Below are 23,871 nucleotides of genomic sequence, written 5' to 3' on the forward strand. Positions count from 1 at the left end.
CGTGAAGCGGCCCGCGCCGACTGTGGCGCAGGTCGCACGATCACCGGCGCGCCATCCGGTCGAGGGGGATATTCGGATGGGGCTACGGCCGCTCGCCGATAGGCTTTGAAGACGTCGCAGCCGCAGCTGCCGAAGCCGTACTCCACGAGGATCCCGATGTCCGACCCGCAGCACGTTCTCGCCGCCCGCGTCCAGGCCGCCCTCGGGGCGGCGTTCGGAGAGCCCGACGCCGACCCGGTGATCCGCCCGTCGCAGTTCGCCGACTTCCAGGCGAACGTCGCGCTTCCGCTCGCCAAGCGGCTCGGCCGCAAGCCGCGCGACATCGCCGCCGACCTCGTGGCGCACCTCGACGTGTCCGACGTCTGCTCGAAGGTCGAGATCAGCGGTCCGGGGTTCGTCAACCTGACGCTGAGCCCGGAGTGGATCGCCGGGCAGGCGCAGGAGATGCACGGCGACGAGCGGCTGTCGGTGGAGAAGACGGACGCGCCGCGGACCACGGTCGTGGAGTACTCCTCGCCGAACATCGCCAAGGAGATGCACGTCGGTCACCTGCGGACCACGATCGTCGGCGACGCGCTCGCGCGGGTGCTGGAGTTCCTGGGGCACCACGTGATCCGGGACAACCACGTCGGCGACTGGGGCACGCCGTACGGCATGCTGATCGAGCTGCTGCTCGACGTCGGTGAGGGTTCGGCGGAGGCCAGGCTCCTGGAGACCGACCCGAACGCCTTCTACCAGATGGCCCGGCAGCGGTTCGACTCCGACGCCGAGTTCGCTCAGCGGTCCCGGGAGCGGGTCGTGAAACTGCAGGCCCACGACCCGGACACCATCCGGCACTGGGAGCGGCTGGTCGACCTGTCAAAGATCTACCTGCACAAGGTCTACGGCCGGCTCGGCGTGACGCTCACCGACGAGGACATCCGGGGCGAGAGCTTCTACGACGACATGCTCGGGGTCACCGCGGACGAGCTGCGGGACAAGGGCGTCGCGGAGATCAGCGAAGGGGCGCTGTGCGTGTTCCCGCCCGGGTTCACCGGCCGGGAGGGCGACCCGCTGCCCGTGATCATCCGGAAGAGCGACGGGGGTTACAACTACTCCACCTCCGACCTGGCCACGGTCCGGTACCGCGTCGACAAGCTGAGCGTCGACCGGATGATCTACGTCGTCGGCGCGCAGCAGGCGCTGCACTTCCAGATGGTGTTCGCGGTGGCCCGGATGGCGGGCTGGCTGCCGGAGAGCGTCAGCGCCGAGCACGCCCAGATCGGCAACGTCCTGGGCCCCGACGGAAAGATCTTCCGGACCCGGAGCGGCAAGTCGGTCAAGCTGACCGAGCTGCTGGACGAGGCCGTCGAGCGGGCCGGCGTGGCGTTCGACGAGGTGCCGCACGAAGAGGCGTTCGACGACGAGACCCGGCGGCGGATCGTCGAGGCCGTCGGCATCGGCGCGGTCAAGTACGCCGACCTGTCGGTCGCCCGGGGCAGCGAGTACATCTTCGACTTCGACCGGATGATCTCCTTCCGGGGCAACACCGGGCCGTACCTCCAGTACGCCGCGGCGCGGATCCGGTCGATCTTCCGCAAGGGCGGGCTGTCCCCGGAGGAGGCGGCGGGGCCGATCGCGCTCGGCCACGAGGCGGAGCGGGCGCTCGCCCTGCACCTGCTGGGGTTCGGCACCGCGCTGCGGCAGACCGGCGAGGCGACCGAGCCGCACCGGCTGTGCGCGTACCTCTTCGACCTGGCCTCGGCGTACACCACGTTCTACGAGAACTGCCCGGTGCTGCGGGCGCCGGACGAGGCCACGAAGGCCTCGCGGCTGGCGCTGTGCGCGCTGACCCTGCGCACCCTCACCAAGGGCCTCGAACTGCTCGGCGTGGCGACTCCGGAGCGGATGTAGCAGTCCTCTCCCTCCGCCCGCTCGTTCGCGAGGAACGGGCGGGCGGTGCCGTACGTCGGACTTCGGGCGACGGTGATTCAGAGACGCGGGAGGCTGCGTGAGCGACTGGTGGATCGACGCACGGCAGGCCCGGCAGATCCGCGGTCTGCAGGAGGAGGTCAGCGAGGCCTACCACTACGCCGATCGCAGGTCGCGGACGCTGCAGTCGAAGCTCACGGAGGTGGAGGGCACGCTGGAACGCCGGATCGACCGGCTGGCCCGGTCGTTCGACGCGTTCGTAGAGCTCTCGGACCTGCGGATGGAGATGGCGGCCTTCGACCGGGAGGCCGCCATCCGCAAGGAGACGCGGCGGCTGCTGCGTTCGCTCGCTCGGGACGCCGCCGACCCGCCCCGCCTCGACCCGGGTGACTGCCCCGGCTACTGGCTGGGGCCGGCCGCCGAGGCCCTGTCGGCGCTGCTCCGGGGGGACGAGGTGACCGCGGAGACGTACGCCGCCGAGGCGAGCCGGCGCGACGAGGCGCGGACCGCCCTGTTCCTGACGCTGGCGCTCGCGGTCGCGGGCCGGGACGCCGAGGTCGTGCCGTGGCTGGCGCGAACCCTGCCGCCCCTTGGCGAGACCGTCACCCACGTGCAGCGACGGCTGTGGGTCGCCTGCGCCGAGGGGATCTTCGGTGAGCCGGGACGGTCCCACGTCGAACGCCGCCTGGCCGAGTTCGTCGAGGGCCTTCCGGCCGCCGCTGCCGCCGCGGAGGGCCGGGCGTGGGCTGAGAAGATGTCCGCCGCGGGCGGGAGCGGGGAGACCTCCCGACTGCCGCGGCTCCTGCGAAACCAGACGGCCCTGACCGCACCGCCGGCGGACGCCGCGCGCCTCGCCCGCCTGCGGGCCCGGATCGAGGAGACCCTCCCCGCGGCCGAACCCCCACCTCGTACGTCGGATGACGCCGGTTCGGCGGAGTTCGCCGCGCTGCTGGTCACGCTCGTCGACGAGGGAAGCCCCGACGAGGCGCCGCTCATCGCCCGGGCCCGGGAGCTGCGGCAGATCATCGAGAACGGCGCGGCCGCACCGCCGAAGGCCTGGGACGCCCCGGGGGGAGAGACCCGGGCCCTGCTGCGCGGCGACATGTTCGACGGGAGATCGCCGGCGCTGCGCCTGCTCGCCCTGAACGCCGGACGCCGCTGGATCGCCGGGGCGGCCGACGACCTGGCGGAGAAGGCGTCCCGTCCGCTCCCCGCACGGATACAGGTCGGGGTGCGCGGCTGGGGCCTGTCGATCGGCCCGGACGGACCGGACTCGACGGCGGAGGCCGAGGCCGGGATCGACGCCCAGTACGCGATCAGCCCGACGGCGGAACGAGCCGGTCTGGCCCTGGCCGGCGCCGGCGTCCTGGTCTTCATCGGGACGATCGCCGCCGGGCTCGGCGTCCTGGCGATCATCGCCGCGGTGGTCGCCGTCAGCGGGGCGGTCCTGTGGATCATGCAGCGGCTCGCTCGTCGAACGGCCGTGGAGGGCGCCGTAGGGGAGAAGGACCGCCTCGTCCGCGAGGCGCGGCAGATCGCCGACACCCTTCGGGAGCATCGGTCCCGGTATGAGACTCTCGCCACGTCGGCCGCGAAAGACCGGGAAGCGATCCATACCTTCGTCGACTAGGGGTATGCCCCCTTCGGGAACGGTGGGACGAACACGCCCGGAGGGTTGGCATGGGCAGGGACGTGGCGGCGGTCGCCATCACCAAGGAGGACCGGCGGCGCTACAGGGACAAGGTCCGGCGTTGTCTGGAGGCCCTGTCGGCGATGCTGCGCGACGGCCGGTTCGAGGAGGACCGTGCCAGCATCGGGATGGAGGTCGAGCTCAACCTCGTCGACGAGACCGGTCGGCCCGCGATGCTGAACGCGGCGGTCCTGGAGTCGATCGCCGAACCGGGCGCGTGGGCGACCGAGCTCGCGCAGTTCAACATCGAGATCAACCTGCCGCCGGGGTCGCTGGCCGGCAAGGCGCTCGCGATGCTCGAACAACGCATCCGCGACAACCTCAACCACGCCGACGGCCGTGCGCGGGCGGTGGGCGCCGAGCTGATGATGATCGGCATTCTGCCGACGCTGCGCGAGTCCGACGTCAGTGAGGCGACGCTGTCGTCGAACCCGCGGTACAAGCTCCTCAACGAGCAGGTCCTCGCGGCCCGCGGGGAGAACCTGCCGCTGGAGATCGAGGGCGTCGAGCTGCTGCGGACCTCATCGGACTGCATCGCGCCCGAGGCGGCGTGCACGAGCGTCCAGTTCCACCTGCAGGTCCGCCCGGAGCACTTCGCGGCGTGCTGGAACGCCGCCCAGGCCATCGCCGGCGTGCAGGTCGCGCTCGGCGCGAACTCCCCGTACCTGTTCGGCAAGGAGCTGTGGCGGGAGACCCGGCTGCCGCTGTTCGAGCAGTCGACCGACACGCGGTCGGAGGAGCTGAAGGCGCAGGGCGTACGGCCCCGGGTGTGGTTCGGCGAACGCTGGATCGACTCGGTGTACGACCTGTTCGAGGAGAACTCGCGGTACTTCTCCGCGCTGCTGCCGATGTGCGAGGACGAGGAGCCCATGGAGGCGCTCGCCCGCGGCGAGACCCCCGAGCTGGCCGAGATGTCGCTGCACAACGGCACGATCTACCGCTGGAACCGCCCGGTGTACGCCGTCGTCGACGGCCGCCCGCACCTGCGGGTGGAGAACCGCGTCCTGCCCGCCGGCCCGACCGTCGCGGACACCATGGCCAACGCCGCCCTCTACTACGGTCTGGTACGGGCCCTGGCGGAGGAGGAGCACCCGGTCTGGGAGCGGATGTCCTTCGCGGCCGCCGCCGACAACGCGCGCCGGGGCGCGCGGTACGGCCTGGACGCCCGGCTCTACTGGCCCGGGGTCGGCGAGGTGCCGGTCACCGAGCTGGTGCTCGATCATCTGCTGCCCCTCGCCGCCGCCGGCCTCGACGGGTGGGGCGTCGACACGGTGATCCGCGACCGGCTGCTCCGGATCATCGAACAGCGCTGCGCCACCGGCCGAAATGGTGCGACCTGGCAGGTCGCGGCCGTCCGCGCGGCCGGTGGCGACCGCGAGGAGGCGCTCCGGCTGATGACGCGCCGCTACGTCGACCACATGCACACCAACGCGCCCGTGCACACCTGGCCGATCGAGGACTGACCACTTACTGGAGGTAGCCCTCGACCTCGCCGGTCGGCCGGGACTGGGCGCCGTCGGGGTCGTCTCCCGCGTCCCGCCGCGCCCTGCGCTGGCGCAGGAGGTCCCAGCACTGGTCGAGCTGCTCTTCGACCGTGCGCAGCCGCTGGTGCTCTTCGTCGGCGGTCAGCTCGCCCTTCTGCAGCCGCTCGCGGAGCGTGTGCTCCTCGTCCACCAGATCGTTGATATGACCGAAGATCTCGTTGTCCTGCATCCCTGCATCACCTCTCGACGACAGTGTGGCAGTTCCGCGTCGCGAGTGGCGTTCGGGAGGGGTCTGTGCCCTTCCGGCAGGTCACCGCCGCTTGCGGCCGCCGACCCGCCCGGTCAGGAACCCGACGACGCGTACCGGTACGGCCGTGATGGGCGACCTGGCGGCGGTGACCACCGCGCCGGCCGCGACGGCCGTCATCTTCGACGCGGCGGACGACACCTTCGTGACGGCGGTCGGCGTGGCCGATTTCCTCTTCGCCGTGCTCGCGGGCCTTCTCGCCTTGCGCGCGGGTTTCTTGGCGGCCGGCTTCTTGGCTGCCGGCTTCTTGGCCGCCGGCCTCTTGGCGACCGCTTTCTTGGCCGCCGGTTTCTTGGCGGCGGCGGTCTTCGCGGCGCCGGCCTTGGCCTTGCCGGTCTTCGTGGCACCGGCCTTCGCCGTACCGGCCTTCGTGGTGCGGCCCGAGCTCGCCGTGGAACGGCGGGCGGTCGACCGCGTCGTCGTTTTCGTGGGCACTGATCCATCCCCCCGGTATTGATCAGGTACGAAGGGATGCATTCCACAATCCGCGACCATCCACACACCGAACGTAGGCATTCGAACCGGTTGAAGCGACGGGGGCGCCCGCCGTGCCCGGCGGACGCCCCCGAAATCCCGGCGGGCTCAGCGGCCGTACTTGACGATCACGTCGGCCTTGTCGATGTCATCGCCGCCGACCGGCGCGGTCAGCGTGCCGACGCCCCAGACGGAGGTCGCCCCCTTCACCTGGGCCAGCGCATTGATCTGCGTCTTGTAGCCGGTGCGCTGCGGCAGGGCCGCCAGGCTCCAGTGCCCGGCACGGTAGCGCAGGAGCCGGGTCCCGTCCGCGACCGCCCACAGCCCCTTCGAGCCGTCGGAGACGAGGGAGGCGATGCGCCCGACCCCGGACACGGGCGAGGCGGACGCCCACTTCTTGCCGTTCCAGTGCAGGATCACGCCGCTCATGGCTCCGGACACGCGAGACGACCATTCGCGGCGACGGCATTCGGCGTGGATCGGAACTTCCGGGCCAGCGAGCCGAGCAAGTGCTTGGTATAACGGTTTCATGGGTCTGCTCGACGGGTTGCGGGTGCTGGATCTGACGCGGTGGCGCCCGGGGCCGTACGCCACGCAGTTGCTGGCCCAGCTCGGCGCGGACGTGCTGAAGGTCGAGCCGCCGGGCGGCGAGCCGATGCGCGCCTTCCCGAGCCACTTCGAGCTGCTGAACCGGAACAAGCGCAGCACCGTCATCGACCTGCCGGCCGGCGCGGCGGGCTGCCTGGAGCTCGCGGCCGGCGCGGACGTCTTCGTCGAGGGCTACCGTCCCGGCGTCGCCGACCGGCTCGGCGTGGGCTACGACGCCGTACGAGCGGTCAACCCGCGGATCGTCTACTGCTCGATCTCCGGGTACGGCGCGAGCGGCCCGCTCGCCGCGCTGCCCGGCCACGACGTCAACTACCGCGCGTACACGGGCACCGCGCCGCCGGACGACGGCGGGCACGAGTTCCCGGTCGCGGACATGGCCGCCGCGATGATGGCCGCGTTCGCGATCACGGCCGCCTGCCACAAGGGGCGGGGCGAGCGCATCGACCTCGGGATGGCCGACGTGCTGGCCAACTGGATGAGCACCGTCCCGGTCTCCACGGCGGCGGAGGCACCGGAATCCCGGGGACCCGTGCCGGGCTACGGCGTCTATCCGGCCCGGGACGGCGCGCGGGTGAGTCTCGGCGTCGTGTCGGAGGATCGGCTGTGGGCGGCCACCTGCCGGGCCCTCGGACTCGACCACCACGCCGGTCTGTCCTTCGCCGAGCGGCTGCGCCGCGCCGGGGAGCTCGACCGGGACCTCGCCGGCCGGATCGCCGAGCTGCCCCGCGACACGGCCGTCGCCCGGCTGGCCGAGGCGGGCGCGCCGGTCGCGCCGGTGCTGTCCCCCGCCGAGATGAGGACCGTCGACCATTTCCGGAAGCGCGGCGTCCTCGACGGCACTCCCGTACGGACGCTGCTCGACCCGCCGCCGCCTCCGGGCCGCGCGCCGGACCTGGGCGGAGCGCGCGGGTGGGCGCGGGCACGCCCGGAGCCCCCGCCCGAACGCGCCTGATGGCCCTACGACCTACGTCCCTACGGCGGCCACGACGTACCGGCGACGGTCTCGGCTAAGCCAAGGGAAAAATCACGTCTGTTTTGTCCCGCCCTGATGGCATTCTTGGGGAGTGCAGAGTCAGCAGGGGGTCAGCGCCGTCCTGGCCGGAAGAGGGGATGAGCTCGCCTTCCTGAACAGGGCTCTGCGGGAGGCGCCCGGCACCGTGCTCGTCGGCGGCGAGGCGGGCGTGGGCAAGAGCCGGCTGATCAGGGAGTTCCTGGACGCGAACCCCGACGTACGGACCTTCTGCGGCGGCTGCCTCCAGATCAGCGCGGAGGGTCTGCCGTTCGCTCCGTTCAGCGCGATGCTGCGCCGCCTGGTCCGGGAGATCGGCGTCGAGGGCGTCGCCGCGCTGCTGCCCGGCGGAACGCCGGCGGGGCTGGCCCGGCTGCTCCCGGAGTTCGGCCGGCCCGACACCGAGAGCGGCACGGCGGAGGCGCGCATCCGGCTGTTCGACCACGTGCTGCTGCTGTTCGAACGACTCACCGAGAAGGACCCGGCCGTCCTGGTCATCGAGGACGTGCACTGGGCGGAACGTTCCACCCGCGACCTGCTCAGCTACCTGATCCGCAACCTCCCCGCCGGCCTGCTGGTGATCGCGACGTACCGCTCCGACGAGCTCCACCGCGACCATCCGCTCCGCCCGCTGCTCGCCGAGCTCGGCCGGGTCGACTGGGTCCGGCGGCTCAACCTGGACCGCCTGCCCCGCCGCGCCGTGGCCGAGCAGGCCCGCGGCATCCTCGGCCGGGACCTCGACCAGCCGAACCTCGACACCGTCTACGAACGGAGCGAGGGGAACCCGCTGTTCGTCGAGGCCCTGCTGAGCTGCGACGGCCAGATCAACAGCGAGCTCCCCGACTCGTTGTGGGACCTGATCCTCGGCAGCGTGCGCAAACTGCCGGAGGAGACCCAGGACGTCCTGCGCGTCACCAGCGCGGGCGGCGACCGCGTCGAACACGCCCTGCTCGCCGCGGTCACCGGCCTGGACGACGGCGCGCTGTCCCGGGTGCTGCGGCCCGCCGTCGCCGCGAACGTCCTGGTCGTCGACGGTGAGGCGTACGGCTTCCGGCACGCCCTGATGCGCGAGGCCGTCCACGGCGACCTGCTGCCCGGCGAGCACACGCGCACGCACACCCGGTTCGCCGAGGCGCTGGAGAAGGATTCCTCGCTGGTCCCGATGGGCCGCGCGGCCGCCGAGCTCGCCCACCACTGGTACTCCGCGCACGACGCCACCTGGGCGCTGGTCAGCGCGTGGAAGGCGGCCCAGGTCGCCAAGGAGGCCACCGCGTACACCGAGTGCCTGCGCATGCTCGACCGCGTCCTGGAGCTGTGGGAGAAGGTTCCGGACGCCGCCGAGCGGCTGGGCGTCGACCACGTCACGGTCCTGGAGCGGGCGATCGACGCCTCCGACCTCGCCGGGGAGACCGAGCGTGGCGTGGCCTTCGCGAAGGCGGCGCTGAAGGAGGTCGACGACCCGATCCGGACCGCCGAGGTCCTGGAGCACCGCGGCCGGCTCAAGATCCACCTCGGCCATCCGAAGGCGCTGGACGACCTGCGGGAGGCGGCCCGGCTCGTGCCCGCCGACCCGCCCAGCGGGGCGCGGGCGCGGGTCCTGTCCACCCTCGCCCAGCAGCTCTACCTGCTGCCGACCGGCGCCGAGGAGGCACGCGCGCTCGCCGTCGAGGCCCTGAACACCGCCCGCGCGGTCGGTGACGCGACGGTCGAGGCGCACGCGCTGACGACGATCGCCGGCTGCGACTTCTCCGACTCCGACGGCGAACGCCACCTGGCCGAGCTGGCCAAGGCCGAGGCGGTGTACATGCGCGGCGGCGCGGACGACTCGGCCATGCTGCGCATCGCCACGAACCTGTCACACGTCCTGGAGGGGATGGGCGAGCACGAGCGCGCCGTCGAGGTGGCGCGGCGCGGCGTCGCGCTCGCCGGTAAGCACGGCTTGGCGCGCACCTCCGGCGCGTTCCTGAGCATCAACCTGGCCGAGCCCCTGGTGTCGCTCGGCCGCTGGGACGAGGCACTGGAGGTCGTCGAGCACGCCCTGGAGCTCTCTCCACCTCCGCTGACCCGCGCCTCGCTGCACCACATCATCGGCGTCATCGCGCTCGCTCGCGGCGACCTCGACACCGCCGCCCGGGCCATCGCCACGCTCGACGCGGTCCTCGCCCCGACGTTCTCCCGTACCCAGGAGCTCTTCCCCTCCGAAGGCCTCCGGATCTGCCTGCGGGTCGCCCAGGGCGACCTCGACGGCGCCCTGGACGCCGTCGAGTACGTCCTGACGGAGCTGCAGCCGTCGGTCAGCGCGCGCTACGGCCTGCCGCTGCTGTGCGCGGCGGCGCGGGCGTGCGCGGAGGCCGGCGGCGAACGCGCCGCGGGTCTGCTGACCCGGATCCGGGCGGCCGCCGAGAAGACCACCGACGGAGACAGCGTCCAGCGAGCGTACCGGCTGCGTTTCGAAGCCGAGGCGGCCCGCGCCGAGAGTGTGCTCGACCGGGCGGCGTGGGCGGCCGCAGCGAGCGCCTTCGAAGCCCTCAAGGAGCCGTACTCCCTCGCGTACGCGCTGCTGCGGACCGCCGAGGCGAGCGATCCGCAGGACGGCGACGGCCGGGAGGACATCGCCGCGCGGCTCCGGCAGGCGGCCGAGATCGCCGACGACCTCGGCGCCCGGCCGCTGCGGGAGCGGATCGAGGCGCAGGCCCGGCGGTCCAGGATCGCGCTGGGGGGCCGGACCGACGCCCCGGTGCTCGGCCTCACCCCTCGGGAGCTGGAGGTCCTCCGGCTCGTCGCGGACGGCCGCAGCAACCGCGAGATCGCCGGCCGGCTGTTCATCTCCGCCAAGACCGCGAGTGTCCACGTGTCCAACATCCTGGCGAAACTGCAGGTCGCGAGCCGCGGCGAGGCCGCCGCGGCCGCGCACCGCCTGGGCATCGTCTGAGCGTCTGAGTCCCTTAGGGCCGCTTAGTACGAGGATGTACGCCGGATAGGCGGGTGAGGGGCGCCGGATAGGACGTTCACCCGATGTGCCGGGTCCCGTCTTAGAACGAACCTGGATGGTGTCAGCGACTCACGCAGGAGGACACCATGCACCCCGACATCATGTACGCGCTCAGCACCGAGCGCTCGCGGGACTGGCGGCGGGAGGCCGCGCGGGAGCGCCGGGTCCGGCGCCTCCCCCGCGCCCGGCGGCTGTCCCTCCGGACGCCGCGGCCGCGTGCTTTCAAGGCAGCCTGAGATTCCGACATGCGTGGCATTCTGGACGGCGTGCGCGCGCATGAGGTCAGCCCCGCCTTCGTCGGACGGCAGCCGGAGATCGCCGTCCTGACCGACGCCCTCCGGCGGGCCGAGGCCGGGACTCCCGGGGCCGTGTTGATCGGCGGTGATGCGGGCGGCGGCAAGACCCGCCTGGTCGGCGAGTTCGTCGACCAGGTACGCCGCGACGCCCTCATCCTCACCGGCGCGTGCCTGCAACTCAGCACCGTCGGCTTCCCGTACGCCCCGTTCACCGCCGCGCTCCGCCAGCTCGTACGAGAGGCGGGCGCGGCGGAGATCGCCGCGCTCATGCCCCGCGACGGCGCCCGCGACCTGGCCCGCCTGCTCCCGGAGTTCGGCGAGCCGGCCGCCGACCCGGACCCCGACAGCGCACGGGTCCGGCTGTTCGAGCAGATGCTGGTGCTGCTGGAACGGCTGGCCGACCGCCGCCCGCTGATCCTCATCGTCGAGGACGCCCACTGGGCCGACCGGTCAACGCGCGACCTGCTCACCTTCCTGCTGCGCAACCTCCGGCACACCGCCGTACTCCTCGTCATCACCTTCCGCTCGGACGAGCTGCACCGCTCCCACCCCATGCGCCCGGTGATCGCGGAACTCGAACGCATCGAGGGCGTGGTCCGGCTGGACCTGCCCCGCCTGACCCGTACGGAGACCGCCGGGCAGCTCGCCGGCATCCTCGGCCGCGAGCCCGAGCCCAAGGTCGTCGACGCGGTGTACGAGCGCAGCGCCGGCATCCCGCTGCTGGTCGAGGCGACCGCCGACTCCCCCGACTGCGGCATGTCCGAGTCCGTACGGGATCTCGTCCTCGTCGCCGTCGACCGGCTGCCCGAGGAGACGCAGGACCTGCTCCGGCTGGCCTCCACCGCGGCGGGGGTACGGTTCGGGCACGCGCTGCTCGCCGCGGTCAGCGGGCTGGACGACAGGGCGCTGTCATCGCTGCTGCGCCCGGCCGTCGACGGCAACGTCCTGGTGACCGACGAGCGGACGTACTCCTTCCGGCACGCGCTGATCTGGGAGGCCCTGCACGATCAACTGCTCCCCGGGGAGCATGCCCGCGCCCACCAGCGGTTCGCGGAGGCGCTCGAGGCGGACCCGGCACTGAGCGTCGGGGACCGGCCCATCGTCGAGATCGCGATGCACTGGGCGAACGCGCACGACCCCGAACGCGCCCTGCGGGCGGCCTGGCAGGCGTCCCGCGAGTCCGAGGCCGCGTTCGCCTACGCCGAGCAGTTGCAGATGCTCGAACGCGTCCTGGAGCTGTGGGAGCGGGTACCCGACGCGGCGGAGCGGACGGGCCTCGACCACGTCGGCGTGCTCCGGAAGGCCGCCCAGGCGGCCGACGCGAGCGGCGAACCCGAACGCGGACTGGCGTTCGTCCGCGCCGCCCTCGCCGAGGTCGACGAGGAACACGACCCGGAGCAGGTCGCGCTCATCCTCCAGCGCCGCGCGCGGCTCAAGCGGGACCGGGGGCACGCCGGCGGCCTGGACGACCTGTGGCGCGCCGAGCGCCTGGTCCGCGATCCCTCACCGGCCCGAGCCTCGGTCCTCGCCCCGCTGGGCCGGATCCTCATGCTGCTGGGCCGGGGCGACGAGGCCCGGCCGATCATCGAGGAGACACTGGAGCTCGCCGAGCGGTTCGCCGACGACTGCGCCGCGGCCGACGCCCTGAACAACCTGGCCATCGCCGAAGCCCATCAGGGCCGGTTCGCCGACGCCATGGAGACCCTGCGGAAGGCGACCGCTCGGGCCGAACGCGTCGGAGACGATGACGCGCGGCTCCGCTCGCTGGTCAACGCCTCTGACGGCCTGCAGGCCCAGGGCCGGTCCGAGGACGCGGTGGCGGCGGCGCAGAAGGCCCTCACGATGGCCGAATCCCTCGGCCGGGCCCGTACGCACGGGGTCTTCGCGGCGGGCAACCTGGCCGAGTCTCAGTTGTCGCTCGGCCGCTGGGACGACGCGATCGAGACGCTGGAGCGGGCCGAGGAGCTCTCCCCCGTCCCGGGCCTGCGCGGGCAACTGCTGCTGAGCCGCGCGCGCATCGCCATCGCCCGTGGGGACGGCGAGGTGGTTCCCCCGATCGTCACCGAGCTGACCTCGTTGTGCGCGGTCGGCGATCCGTATCCGCAGCAGGTCCTTCCGCTGGCCGGGCTGCTGATCGAGTGGCGCCTTGCCGAGGGCGACGGCCCCGGCGCGGTCGCGGCCACCGAGCGCGCCGTCACCGAGCAGGAGCTGGACGGGGACCCGCGGCTCAGCTGGCCGATCCTTCTCGCGGGCATCCGTGCCTGCGCCCTTCATCCCGCCGACACGCTCGCCGCCCGGCTGCGCGAGATCGCCGCGGCGACGCCGGCGCACGGCCCGGTGACGGCCGCCCAGCGGGCGACCTTCGAGGCCGAGTCCGCGCGGGCGGCGGGCGTGCTCGACCGGACGGCCTGGACGGCCGCCGTGGCCGCGTGGGACGCGCTCGGCTGGCCGTACCCGCTGGCGGAGGCGCTCCTGCGGACCGCCGAGGCCGCCGTCGCCGAAGGGGACCGCGACGACGCGTCGACCCTCCTGTGCCGCGCGGCGGACCTCGCCGACCGCCTGAAGGCGAGGCCGCTGCGCGCGGACATCGACCAGGTCGCCCGGCGCGCCCGGCTCCGGCTGGACGGCGGAACGGCCGGTCAGGCGCCGCTCGGGCTCACGCCCCGCGAACAGGAGGTGCTGCGCCTCCTCGCGGAGGGACGCAGCAACCGGGAGATCGCCGAGGAGCTGTTCATCTCCGCGAAGACCGCCAGCGTCCACGTCTCCAACATCCTCGCCAAACTGAACGTCCCCACCCGAGGCGCCGCCGCAGCCGCCGCCCACCGCCTCCGCCTGACCGAATAACAGGAAAACCCCCGGTCACCGACCGGGGGCCTCCTCGTTCGCTCAGCTCTTCACAACGGCGACTTCGACGCAGGCGCCCTGCTGTTCAGAGCGACGGGACTTGCGCCAGTCGAGGACACGGAGAGGATCATGCTGGGTCATGAGCACCGTCTCTCGTCTGAGGGGTCATGAGCCGATCATTCGGCCGATCAGCGCGATCGTATCTTCGGTCGACAAGGCATCGGCATTGAGACGGCGGAAGACCCGCTGATACTGGGCCACTCCCTCGCTCTCGATCAGGAGTTCACCACCGATGGTCTCGATATAGACCGCGTCCGGATCCTGGCCCGGAAAGCTGATGATCGTGAAGCGTCCGCCTGTCGCGGGATGCGGGCCGGCTTCGAACGGAATGACCTGAAGGGTGATGTTCGGCCGGGCCGCCATTTCCATCAGGTGCTTCAACTGAGCCCGCATCACCGCAGGACCACCGACCGTACGACGCAGCGCAGCCTCGTCGATCACGGCGAACAGCCGCACAGGATCGTCGCCCTCGAGGATGCGCTGCCGTTCGGCCCGAATCCTCACCCGCTTCTCGATCTCGTCCGCATCGACCTCCGCGGGCCCGGCCTGGTTCAGCGCACGTGCGTAGTCCTCGGTCTGGAGGAGGCCGGGGATGACGGCCAGTTCGAAGGTCAGCAGCTCGTCGGCGTCACCTTCGAAGGCGATGTACGTCGAGTAGGCCTCGGACAGCATCTTCCGGTACGGATGCCACCAGTCCTTCTGACCGCCTTCCCGAGCGAGCTGCATGAGGTACTCGCGGAGCCGTTCGTCGGTGACGCGGTACCGATCAAGCAGATCCCGGACGTCCCGCCAGCGTGGCCGGTTCCATTCGCCCCGTTCGATCCAGTGAATCTTGTCGATGGAACAGCCGAGCGCTTCGGCAGCCTCGGTCGCGGTCACGCCGGCCGCTTCGCGAAGCTCTTTCAACCGCTTCGACAATTCACGTCGTCGCAGGGTGGGGCTGGTCCGAGGCATGAGGCCGATCGTAGGGGGACAGCGGTACGGGCGCCGTGGAACTAGACATTAGCGTCATAGCGTTCAGAAAAGATTCTTCAGCTTGAAGAATCTGAATGGCAGGTCCATGCTGAGGCGACACGCGAACCCGTACGCCGGGTCATTACGCCCGGCACTCACTACAGGGAGTGATCGCCCTGTGACATCCGACCCGGCGGCGACCGTCACCGCCGCATCCCCCATCGCGCCGCCTCGGCCGTCGTGGCTGGCACTGCGCGCCCGACCCGAATGTGTCGCCAAGGCGCGTTCGTTCGCCTCGACCGCCGTCTTCGGCCACCCCTTCGACGCCTACGAGATCGGCTTAATCGCCAGCGAGATCGTCACCAACGCGATCCGTGCAGCCTGCGCACTGCGCACCTGGCCGGACGACCTCTGGCCGATCGGCGTGGAGATGACCGTCACCGCCCGATGGGCACACCTGGCCGTCACCGATCCCGACCACCGCCCCATGCCCGGCAGCGACGAAGGCGGGCAACTCGCCGAGAACGGGCGCGGCCTGTCCATCGTCGACCACCTGGCCACCTCCCGGTGGGTGACCTATGTCGAGCGCGGCAAGACCGTGCACGTGGTCGTCGCCGCACCCGGCATCGAACTGACGACCGCTGAACTCGCCGAAATCCGGCGACTGGAATGAGCGGGACGGTGATGGCGGCCACCGCCTGAGCAGAACGCTCGGTGAACCGGCCGTTCGGCTCGCCGTATGCGGCATTTGCCAGGGTCGGCGGTCGCGATCACCGAGCATTCAGTACGCCGCTCGAAGCGGCGTGCTCTTCGCACCGCGACTGCGGTCATCGGCCGTCGCGTGGGAGGTCGGCGAGGGGCTGGCCGACGATCCGCTGGAGTGTGGCGACGTACTCACGGAACGCCTGGCGGCCCTGCGGGGTGAGTTTGAGCCAGGTCCGGGGGCGTTTGCCGACGTGGCCCTTGCGGATCTCGACGTAGCCGGCGGTCTCCAGGGCGCTGGCGTGCTTGGACAGGACCGAGTCGCTGATCTGAAGGTTGTCGCGCACGAAGGCGAACTCGGCCTCGGTCGCCGCGGCGAGCAGCGAGACGATCTGCAGGCGCGCAGGCGCGTGGATCACCGGGTCGAGATTCACCGGACCACCTTGCCCGCCGAGTGGGCCAGCACCTGGTTCTCGACCCAGCGGGTGGTCGCCGCCGCGTAGATCGCGGTGACCACGCCGGCGATGGCCTTCTGCCAGAGCGCGGAGTCGGCGAACGAGCCGACGACCACCGGCACCACGCCCCAGACGGCGCAGATCGAGAGGAGCCACAAGGCCATCCATACTCCGGCGCCCACCGTCCAGGTACCCGGTCGCCATTTGACGCGCATGCGGGCGGCCAGCGTGGCGGTCAGTGCCCCCAGGCCGGCGACGTCCGCCACGGTGAGAACGATCTGTGCGGCGCCGTCGAGTTCGACGGCGATCGCGGCGATGGTGACCAGGGCGATCACGCTCGGCAGGTACCAGAGCGAGAGCCGCTGCGTCGCGTAGGCCCGCTGCTGCGTCCGCTCGATCTCGGCGAGCGCCTCGGCTGGGCTGGGGACGTGGTCCACGGGAGATACCTGCTTCCTCGTCAAGTACTTTCCATGTCGGGAAATACTTTCCATGTTGGGAAATACTTTCCACTTTCCAACCCGTCAAGTACTTACCCCACGGAAGGTCCGCGCCGTCCGCCGACAAGAGACGCCAGGGAATGTGCGGTTCTGCGTACGGACAGTGAGCGGGTCCCTACGATGACCGGAGCTGATCGTGAAGGAGGAGTCACGCAACGTGAGTGCGGTGGCCCATTACTACACGCTCCCGGACACTCCGTACGACCTGTGGGTCCGCGGTGAGCTGGCCGACTTTCTCCACCTCCCTGACGACGGCACGAGGGTCGAGGTCATCGGAGGGGAGATCGTCGTGTCGCCCGGACCGACGTTGGCGCACGACCTGGTCGTCAGCGATATCAGTGATCGCTTCGCGGAGGTCCGCGCCACCCGGCCAGGCTTCACCTGGCGCTGCGTGCAGACGACCGATCTGAACCTCATCCGGCTCGGCGACGGATATGTGCCCGACCTGCTCGTGATCGACGCCGACGTCGCGCGCGAGGCATGGCAGACCGGCGCGCGTTACCTCCTGCCGCCGCAGGTCGACCTGGCCGTGGAGGTCACGTCTCCGTCGAACGCCGCGAATGACCGGGAGCCCGGCCGATTGGGTCGAAGGCCCACGAAGTGGGGCGGGTACGCGTCGATGGGAATCCCGTACTACCTGCTCGTCGACCGCGACCCGCGGACGCCCCGCACCACGCTGTACGCCCGCCCGGACGTCCACGCGGGGACGTACGAGGTCCTGACCACCTGGAAGTTCGGGGAAACGATCCACCTACCGGAGCCGTTCGGACTGGACATTCCGACCGACGGGTGGGAGCCGTGGGACCGCTGAAAGATTTACGCCCTGGGTTTTGGTCGTCTGGACGACCAGAACCCAGGGCGTTGAGCGCTGCGAGGCTTACTTCGGGACGCGGGCGACGCAGAAGACGGTCTGGCCGAAGGGCGGGCGGACGACGCGCTCGATGAGGCGGGTGGTCGGCACGACCGTCCGGTCGTAGATCTTGACGAGCTTCGGGTCGGGGTAGCCGGCGCCGCCGCGGCGGACCGCGGCCCACCAGGCGATGCCGCCGAGGAAGTTGATCGGCTTGAGCACGTCGATGCCGAGCCCGGCGCCCTTGACGGTCGCGGCCAGGGTCTTCGGCGTGTAGCGGGTCACGTGGCCGACCTTGCGGTCGAAGTCGCCGTACAGCTGCATGTAACCCGGCACCCAGATGACGATGCGCCCGCCGGGCTCGACCACGGCGGCGAGGTCCTTCAGCGCCTGGACGTCGTCCTTGATGTGCTCGAGGACGTTCATCATGACGACGGTGTCGACCTTGCGCTTGATCTTGATCTCGGCGGGCAGCGCGAGGTCGAGCACCTCGACGTCATCGTTGCCCTGGTAGCGCTTGGTCAGCTGCTCGACGCAGTAGGGGTCGTTGTCGCTGACGACCAGGTAGTCGAGGCGGCCCGCGAACTGCTCGGAGAAGTGGCCGAGACCGGATCCGACCTCGAGGAGTGACCGGCCGACGTGCGGGGCCACCGTGTCGTACTCGTACTGGCGGTAGTTCTTCGCCTCATCGCCGCCGAGGTGGTTCTCCAACTGGCCTTCGCCGGCGGCCGGCTGGTCATCACCTTCGAAGGTCTCCGGTGCCGGCCGGCCGCTGCCGAGCAGGCCGAGCAGGGAACGTGCGATGGAATTCTTCTGCGCTGGTGGCATGCGATCACTCGCTGAATGTCGACGACGGGCCCAGGTGGGTGAGAAGTCTATCCACAGCCGGTACTCATGCGAGCACCGTGAACCCGTCGAGGAGGTACCCCGCCCCGGGCCATGATGGCCGGAAGGCCGTGACCCTTCGACAGCCGTGGCCATGAGCACATCGAGGTCGGACCATGGCCCGGGACGGGAATCTGTGGGGGCCGCCGCCCTCATTGCACAAAGGTTCACGATAACGGGCGATAGCCGCAAGATGACTGTTTTCAGATGGTGAGCGCCAGATTGATCCGTGCGGCGGCGTCCCGGATGCGCGGCGCGAACGCCTCCACTTTCCCCAGTTTCGCCGGGCTGCAGGAGACCGCGACGGCTCCGACCGTCTCCCCGGCCGCGTCGGTCACGGGGACCGCGGCGCATCCGGTGCCCAGGAGGTACTCCTCGCGGTCCAGCGCGAGTGGTGAGTCGAGCCGGCGTTCGAGCTCGCCCTGGTGGGTGATGGTGTGGGGCGTCAGGCCGATCAGCGGGTGCCGGGACAGGTGGTCGCGGCGGGCGAGCGGCGGGAGCTGGGCCAGAACGCACTTGCCGATCGCGGTGGCGTGCGCCGTCTGGCTGAGGCCCACCGACAGGTCGACCCGGGGCGTCCGGGGACCGTCCGCGATCTCAACGACGCGGATCTCGCCGTCCTCGTACAGGCTGAAGTACGCCGCCACCCCGAGCTCGTCTCGGAGCGCCCGCAACTCCACGCGAATGCGGGCGACGCGGTCCTGGGCGCGCCGGTCGTCCTGGAGGGGGTCCACCCGGTCACCGAGGAGGTAGGCCCCCTCCGTCGTGCGCACCAGATATCCCTCGTGGACCAGGGTGCGCAGCAGGTGGTACGTCGTGGCCAGCGGCAGTCCGACCTGGCGGGCGAGCTGTTTGGCGGGCGCGCCGCCGGGATGCGACGCCACCGCCTCCATGAGACGCAGCGCGCGCTGCACCGAGACGATGAGAGTCGGCCTCCGTGTCTCTTTCATCACGGACAGCGAACCCCGCCTTGACCCCTCGGTCAAGCGATTCGCTCAATCTCTCGCCCTTGGACCGTTCCTGGCCACTTCCCATGGATTTCCCAGAATCCTCCCCCAGGTTCTTCAAAGTCTTCCTTTTGACTGGATGACGGCAACCTGAAAGGAGGCCGAGTTGAACAAGAAGATTCTGGGCGGTGTGTCCGCGCTGGCCGTCGGGGTCGTCGGCACGGGCGTCTACCTGGCGGTTCCGGCGTCGGCCGGTCCGTCGCCGAGCACCACCACCAAGGCGGCGAAGCAGCATCCGGGGCACCGCGCACGTCGCGTCCGCGCCGTACGCGGGATCCACGGTCAGGCCACCGTCCGTACGAAGAAGGGCTTCGCGCAGGTCGACTGGCAGCGGGGCACGCTGACCGCGACGAGCGGCGGAACGCTCAGCGTCCGCAGCGTCGACGGCACGACCTGGCAGTGGAAGACCGACGGCACCACGAAGGTCCGCAAGGACGGCGCCAAGTCCGCCGTGTCGAAACTGGCCTCGGGCGACTTCGTCGTCATCCTCGGCCGGGACGCGAGCGGCGCCCGTACGGCGAATCGGGTGGTCGTGCCGAAGAAGGTCCCGGCGAAGGCGACGACCTCGCCGACCCCCTCGCACGGCTGAACCGGCGTCCCGGGCCGGGACGGCGGCGCGCGCCCGCCCGGCCCGGGACCGTCCCCCGAGCCGGAAACGGTTCGCAAGCCGGGCATGGCCGTGGGCCGTTCCGGGACGGGGACGGCTGCCCCGGGCCACGGGCGCGGCCGTGGCCCGTCCGGGATGAGGATGGCCGCCCCCGGACCGCGGGCCGTTCCGGAGCGGGCATGGCGCGATGATGGAGCCGATGGACGATCCCCGAGTGCTCGTCGTCGACGACGAGCCGAACATCCGTGATCTCGTGGAAGTCGCCCTGCGCTTCCACGGATTCGCCGTCGTGACGGCGGCGACGGGAGACGAGGCGCTGCGCCGGGTGCGCGAGGACCGGCCGGCGCTGATCGTGCTCGACGTCATGCTGCCCGACCTGGACGGCTTCGAGGTGTGCCGCCGCCTGCGCGGTGACGGCGACGAGACGCCGGTCATCTTCCTCACCGCCCGGGACACCTCGTCGGACACGGTGACCGGCCTGGCCCTGGGCGGGGACGACTACGTGACGAAGCCGTTCGCGGTGGACGCCCTGGTCGCCCGCGTGCGGGCGGTGCTGCGGCGCGCCCGGCCGCCGGCCGCGTCCTCCTCAGCCGACGAGGTGCTGCGCGTCGCCGACCTGGAGGTCGACGTCGCCCACTGGACGGTGCGCCGGTCCGATACCGAGATCGAGCTGTCGCCGACCGAGTTCCGGCTGCTGACCTACTTCATGCGCAACCCGGGCCGGGTGCTCAGCCGCGCGCAGCTGCTGGAGAACGTCTGGGGCTGGGACCATTCCGCCGGCTCCCCGGTCGTCGAGACCTACGTGAGCTACCTGCGCCGCAAGCTCGGCTCGGATCTGATCCACACCCAGCGCGGCGTCGGCTACGCCCTGCGGCCGCCGGCATGAGGCCCCAGCCAATGAGGCGGCGGGCATGAGATCGCTCAACACCCGGCTCGTCGCCGGGCTGCTCGCCGTAACCGCGGTGGGGCTGACGCTGATGGGCCTGGTCAGCGCGGTCGTGCTGCGCGGTTACCTGCTGCACCGGGCCGACAATCAGCTCGAGGACGTCCGCCGGCGGCCCGCCCCCGCGCACGCCGCCGACACGGTGGCCCCCGGCCGGTACATCGTCCTCACCGCGACGCGGGACGGCCGGGTCCGCGCGGCCGCAGGCGGGCCCGACCCGGCGCGCGCCCTCGACCGCGCCGTACGGCTCGGTCCCGGTCCGCTGTTCGCCGAGGGGCGGCGGGGCAGGCCGTTCGGGTTCGGGGGGATGCGCGCGATCGCCCGCGTCAACGCGCGCGGGAACCTCACCGTCGTCGTCGATCCGCTCACCGAGGTGCACGCGGCCCTCGCGGGCCTCCTCGTCGTCGAGGCGGCCACGGGGGTGGTCCTGCTCGGCCTGGTCGCCCTGCTCGGCCGGGGGCTGGTCCGGCGCGGGCTGGCGCCGTTGTCGCGGATGGCGGCCACGGCGCACGGCATCGCGAGCGGCGGCGACCTGAGCGCCCGGATGGAGGAGTCGCCGTCGGAGGTCGGCCGGCTGGCCGGGGCGATCAACGTCATGCTGGGCCGGATCGAGCAGGCGTTCCTGGCGCGGCTGCGGTCGGAGGCGAAGGTACGGGAGTTCGCCACGGAGGCGTCGCACGAGCTGCGTACGCCGCTGACGACCATCCGCGGCTACTCCGACCTGTACGAGCAGGGCGCGGTCAGCGCCGAGGAGGCGATGCGGCGGATCTCCGGGGAGGCCGCGCGGATGGGACGCCTCGTCGACGAGCTGCTGGAGCTGGCGCGCCTGGACAAGGGCTCGGCGCTGGCGACGGCGCCGGTCGATCTGGCCGTGCCGGCGCGGGACGCGGTGGCGGACGCGGCGGTCGTCGAGCCGGACCGGCCGATCACCCTCGACGCGCCGGACTCGCTGGTCACCGTGGCCGACGAGGCCCGGATCCGGCAGGTCCTGGCGAACCTGCTGGCCAATGTGCGCGCGCACACGCCGCCGCGCACGCCGGTGACCGTACGGCTGGCGCCGACCGACACGACGGTCGTCCTCGAGGTCGCCGACGAGGGTCCGGGAATGGCGGCGGAGGAGGCCGCGCGCGCGTTCGACCGGTTCCACCACGCGCAGGGCAGCGACGGCAGCGGACTGGGCCTGGCGATCGTGGCGGCGATCGCGGCGGCGCACGGCGGGCATGCCGCGCTGCGCTCGGCGCCGGGGGCCGGCACGGTCGTACGGGTGGAGCTGCCGCGGCTGGCACCGGTGGTCCCGGGGCCTGCGGACAACCCTCCGCATACCGGGCCTACTGGCGGGTAGAACCAGGGAGTAACTTCCTACGGAGGTGATTCCTCATGGCGCACGTGGACGAACGCACCGCCCGCCGCGTCGCCGAAGAGGCCCGCGAGACCGCGTGGCGGCTGCCCAGCTTCGGCAAGCAGCTCTTCCTCGGCGACTTCCGGCTCGACCTCATCCACCCCCATCCACGGGCGGATGAGGAGGCCCGGGGCAAAGGAGAGGAGTTCCTGGCCCGGCTCCGGGAGTTCTGCGAGACGAAGGTGGACCCCCAGACCATCGAGCGCGAGGCCCGCATCCCGGACGACGTGATCAAGGGGCTGAAGGCCCTGGGCGCCTTCGGCATGAAGATCCCCGAGGAGTACGGCGGCCTCGGCCTGAGCCAGGTCTACTACAACAAGGCGCTCATGCTCGCCGGGTCCACCCACTCCGCGCTGGGCGCGCTGCTGTCCGCCCACCAGTCCATCGGCGTACCGCAGCCGGTCAAGCTGTTCGGCACCGACCGGCAGAAGCGGACGTTCCTGCCCCGCTGCGTCAACGAGATCAGCGCGTTCCTGCTCACCGAGCCCGACGTCGGCTCCGATCCGGCCCGGCTGCGCACCACGGCCGTCCCGGACGGCGACGAGTACGTCATCGACGGCGTCAAGCTCTGGACCACCAACGGCGTCGTCGCCGACCTGCTCGTCGTCATGGCCCGCGTACCCGAGTCGGAGGGCCACCGCGGCGGGATCACGGCGTTCGTCGTCGAGGCGAACAGCGAGGGCATCACCGTCGAGAACCGCAACGCCTTCATGGGCCTGCGCGGCATCGAGAACGGCGTCACCCGCTTCCACCAGGTCCGCGTGCCCGCGGCCAACCGCGTCGGCAAGGAGGGCCAGGGCCTGAAGATCGCGCTGACCACGCTGAACACCGGGCGCCTGTCCCTCCCGGCCATGTGCGCCGGGGCGGCCAAGTGGTGCACCATGATCGCCCGCGAGTGGTCGAAGGAGCGCGTCCAGTGGGGCCGCCCCGTCGGCGAGCACGAGGCCGTCTCCGCCAAGATCTCCTTCATCGCCGCGACGGCGTACGCGCTGGAGGCGATGGTCGACCTGTCCAGCGCCCTCGCGGACGACGAGCGCAACGACATCCGCATCGAGGCCGCGCTGGCCAAGCTGTACGCCTCGGAGATGGCCTGCCGCGTGGCCGACGAGCTCGTGCAGATCCGCGGCGGGCGCGGGTACGAGACCGCCGAGTCCCTGGCCGCGCGCGGCGAGCGCGGCGTCCCCGTCGAGCAGCTCCTGCGCGACCTGCGCATCAACCGCATCTTCGAGGGCTCCTCGGAGATCATGCGGCTCCTCATCGCCCGTGAGGCGGTCGACACCCACCTGTCGGTGGCCGGCGACATCATCGACCCCGACGCCGACCTGAAGGCCAAGGCCAAGGCCGTCGGCCGCGCCGGCGGCTTCTACTCCACCTGGTTCCCCACGCTCCTCGCCGGGGCGGGGCAGCGGCCCGGGTCGTACGCCGAGTTCGGCCCGCTGGCCCGGCACCTGCGCTACGTCGAGCGCTCCTCCCGCAAGCTCGCCCGCTCGGTGTTCTACGCCGCCGGACGCTGGCAGGGCGGCCTCGAACGCCGGCAGGGCTTCCTCGGCCGCATGGTCGACATCGGCGCCGAGCTGTTCGCGATGAGCGCCGTGTGCGTCCGCGCGAAGGCCGACGACCGGCCCGAGGCGTACGAGCTGGCGGAGGCGTTCTGCGCCCAGGCGCGCGTCCGGATCGGCGAGCTGTTCGACCGGCTGTGGCACAACACCGACGCCCTCGACGGCAGGCTGGCCCGGAAGGTCATGGACGGCCGCTACACGTGGATGGAGGAGGGCGTCCTGGACCCGTCCATCCCCGGCCCGTGGATCGCCGAGCCCGAACCCGGCCCGAGCCGGCGCAAGAACGTCCGTCACACCGTCGCCTGAGGGCACCTGCCGAGATCCCCGGCCGGCCGCC

The 23,871-nt window shown here is 71.7% G+C and carries 22 protein-coding genes; 14 read left to right on the forward strand and 8 right to left on the reverse strand.

Features of this window, described 5'->3' with window-relative positions:
* Positions 1 to 156: 156 nt before the first annotated feature.
* From argS to ABD978_RS17845, 3 genes are all read left to right on the forward strand, one after another.
* Positions 157 to 1,893, forward strand: coding sequence for an arginine--tRNA ligase (argS, locus tag ABD978_RS17835; protein ID WP_345354989.1), 1,737 nt, complete (start codon positions 157 to 159; stop codon positions 1,891 to 1,893).
* Positions 1,894 to 1,990: 97 nt separating this feature from the next.
* Positions 1,991 to 3,541 carry a hypothetical protein gene (locus ABD978_RS17840; RefSeq protein WP_345354992.1) on the forward strand — a complete coding sequence of 517 codons (1,551 nt, stop codon included), beginning with the start codon at positions 1,991 to 1,993 and terminating at the stop codon, positions 3,539 to 3,541.
* Positions 3,542 to 3,591: 50 nt separating this feature from the next.
* Positions 3,592 to 5,064: a glutamate-cysteine ligase family protein gene (locus tag ABD978_RS17845; RefSeq protein WP_345354995.1), complete on the forward strand. Its 1,473-nt coding sequence runs from the start codon at positions 3,592 to 3,594 to the stop codon at positions 5,062 to 5,064.
* 4 nt (positions 5,065 to 5,068) lie between these two features.
* Here ABD978_RS17845 and ABD978_RS17850 read toward each other — a convergent pair whose 3' ends face one another.
* On the reverse strand, positions 5,069 to 5,314 hold the full coding sequence (locus ABD978_RS17850; protein WP_345354998.1) for a DUF2630 family protein: 246 nt from the start codon (positions 5,312 to 5,314) through the stop codon (positions 5,069 to 5,071).
* Between the two features lie 145 nt (positions 5,315 to 5,459).
* On the opposite strand from ABD978_RS17850, the gene ABD978_RS17855 reads away from it, so the two are divergent.
* Positions 5,460 to 5,849, forward strand: coding sequence for a hypothetical protein (locus ABD978_RS17855; RefSeq protein ID WP_345355001.1), 390 nt, complete (start codon positions 5,460 to 5,462; stop codon positions 5,847 to 5,849).
* Between the two features lie 125 nt (positions 5,850 to 5,974).
* On the opposite strand, the gene ABD978_RS17860 is transcribed toward ABD978_RS17855, so the two are convergent.
* The gene (locus tag ABD978_RS17860) at positions 5,975 to 6,295 is read right to left on the reverse strand and encodes a hypothetical protein (RefSeq protein WP_345355004.1); all 321 of its coding nucleotides are present in this window, start codon (positions 6,293 to 6,295) and stop codon (positions 5,975 to 5,977) included.
* A gap of 100 nt (positions 6,296 to 6,395) precedes the next feature.
* Here ABD978_RS17860 and ABD978_RS17865 point away from each other — a divergent pair, with 100 nt between their 5' ends.
* The 4 genes from ABD978_RS17865 to ABD978_RS17880 all read left to right on the forward strand — a co-directional run bounded on the left by ABD978_RS17865 (position 6,396) and on the right by ABD978_RS17880 (position 13,616).
* Positions 6,396 to 7,427 carry a CaiB/BaiF CoA transferase family protein gene (locus ABD978_RS17865; RefSeq protein WP_345355007.1) on the forward strand — a complete coding sequence of 344 codons (1,032 nt, stop codon included), beginning with the start codon at positions 6,396 to 6,398 and terminating at the stop codon, positions 7,425 to 7,427.
* A gap of 112 nt (positions 7,428 to 7,539) precedes the next feature.
* Positions 7,540 to 10,416 carry a helix-turn-helix transcriptional regulator gene (locus ABD978_RS17870; protein ID WP_345355010.1) on the forward strand — a complete coding sequence of 959 codons (2,877 nt, stop codon included), beginning with the start codon at positions 7,540 to 7,542 and terminating at the stop codon, positions 10,414 to 10,416.
* A gap of 146 nt (positions 10,417 to 10,562) precedes the next feature.
* Complete coding sequence (locus ABD978_RS17875) at positions 10,563 to 10,712, forward strand: hypothetical protein (protein ID WP_345355013.1); 150 nt, start codon at positions 10,563 to 10,565, stop codon at positions 10,710 to 10,712.
* A 9-nt stretch (positions 10,713 to 10,721) separates the two neighbouring features.
* A complete protein-coding gene (locus ABD978_RS17880; RefSeq protein WP_345355016.1) occupies positions 10,722 to 13,616 on the forward strand; it encodes an ATP-binding protein in 2,895 nt (964 codons plus the stop codon).
* Between the two features lie 42 nt (positions 13,617 to 13,658).
* Here the strand turns inward: ABD978_RS17880 and ABD978_RS43905 are convergent, their stop codons facing one another.
* Positions 13,659 to 13,757 (reverse strand): DUF397 domain-containing protein, encoded by a 99-nt coding sequence (locus ABD978_RS43905; RefSeq protein WP_425550734.1) that lies wholly within the window; start codon positions 13,755 to 13,757, stop codon positions 13,659 to 13,661.
* A gap of 24 nt (positions 13,758 to 13,781) precedes the next feature.
* On the reverse strand, positions 13,782 to 14,630 hold the full coding sequence (locus ABD978_RS17885; RefSeq protein WP_345355019.1) for a helix-turn-helix domain-containing protein: 849 nt from the start codon (positions 14,628 to 14,630) through the stop codon (positions 13,782 to 13,784).
* Between the two features lie 178 nt (positions 14,631 to 14,808).
* On the opposite strand from ABD978_RS17885, the gene ABD978_RS17890 reads away from it, so the two are divergent.
* Positions 14,809 to 15,303, forward strand: a complete 495-nt coding sequence (locus ABD978_RS17890; protein WP_345355022.1) for an ATP-binding protein — start codon at positions 14,809 to 14,811, stop codon at positions 15,301 to 15,303.
* Positions 15,304 to 15,457: 154 nt separating this feature from the next.
* On the opposite strand, the gene ABD978_RS17895 is transcribed toward ABD978_RS17890, so the two are convergent.
* Positions 15,458 to 15,766 (reverse strand): winged helix-turn-helix domain-containing protein, encoded by a 309-nt coding sequence (locus tag ABD978_RS17895; RefSeq protein ID WP_345355025.1) that lies wholly within the window; start codon positions 15,764 to 15,766, stop codon positions 15,458 to 15,460.
* Entirely contained in the window at positions 15,763 to 16,224 is a 462-nt protein-coding gene (locus ABD978_RS17900) for a hypothetical protein (RefSeq protein WP_345355028.1), read from the reverse strand. Before ABD978_RS17900 ends, ABD978_RS17895 begins: the two co-directional genes overlap by 4 nt.
* Before the next feature lie 217 nt (positions 16,225 to 16,441).
* Here ABD978_RS17900 and ABD978_RS17905 point away from each other — a divergent pair, with 217 nt between their 5' ends.
* The gene (locus ABD978_RS17905) at positions 16,442 to 17,095 is read left to right on the forward strand and encodes a Uma2 family endonuclease (RefSeq protein WP_345355031.1); all 654 of its coding nucleotides are present in this window, start codon (positions 16,442 to 16,444) and stop codon (positions 17,093 to 17,095) included.
* Between the two features lie 66 nt (positions 17,096 to 17,161).
* Here ABD978_RS17905 and ABD978_RS17910 read toward each other — a convergent pair whose 3' ends face one another.
* Positions 17,162 to 17,962: a class I SAM-dependent methyltransferase gene (locus ABD978_RS17910; RefSeq protein WP_345355034.1), complete on the reverse strand. Its 801-nt coding sequence runs from the start codon at positions 17,960 to 17,962 to the stop codon at positions 17,162 to 17,164.
* Between the two features lie 260 nt (positions 17,963 to 18,222).
* Positions 18,223 to 18,969: an IclR family transcriptional regulator gene (locus ABD978_RS17915; protein WP_345355037.1), complete on the reverse strand. Its 747-nt coding sequence runs from the start codon at positions 18,967 to 18,969 to the stop codon at positions 18,223 to 18,225.
* Between the two features lie 163 nt (positions 18,970 to 19,132).
* Here ABD978_RS17915 and ABD978_RS17920 point away from each other — a divergent pair, with 163 nt between their 5' ends.
* The 4 genes from ABD978_RS17920 (at position 19,133) to ABD978_RS17935 (ending at position 23,840) form a co-directional block, all read left to right on the forward strand.
* Positions 19,133 to 19,615 (forward strand): hypothetical protein, encoded by a 483-nt coding sequence (locus ABD978_RS17920; protein WP_345355040.1) that lies wholly within the window; start codon positions 19,133 to 19,135, stop codon positions 19,613 to 19,615.
* A 217-nt stretch (positions 19,616 to 19,832) separates the two neighbouring features.
* Positions 19,833 to 20,519 carry a response regulator transcription factor gene (locus tag ABD978_RS17925; protein WP_345355043.1) on the forward strand — a complete coding sequence of 229 codons (687 nt, stop codon included), beginning with the start codon at positions 19,833 to 19,835 and terminating at the stop codon, positions 20,517 to 20,519.
* A gap of 25 nt (positions 20,520 to 20,544) precedes the next feature.
* Complete coding sequence (locus tag ABD978_RS17930) at positions 20,545 to 21,918, forward strand: sensor histidine kinase (protein ID WP_345355046.1); 1,374 nt, start codon at positions 20,545 to 20,547, stop codon at positions 21,916 to 21,918.
* Positions 21,919 to 21,953: 35 nt separating this feature from the next.
* Positions 21,954 to 23,840 (forward strand): acyl-CoA dehydrogenase family protein, encoded by a 1,887-nt coding sequence (locus ABD978_RS17935; protein ID WP_345355049.1) that lies wholly within the window; start codon positions 21,954 to 21,956, stop codon positions 23,838 to 23,840.
* Positions 23,841 to 23,871 lie beyond the last annotated feature (31 nt).

Origin of the sequence: Actinoallomurus liliacearum (assembly GCF_039542035.1) — a bacterium.
GTDB lineage: Bacteria > Actinomycetota > Actinomycetes > Streptosporangiales > Streptosporangiaceae > Actinoallomurus > Actinoallomurus liliacearum.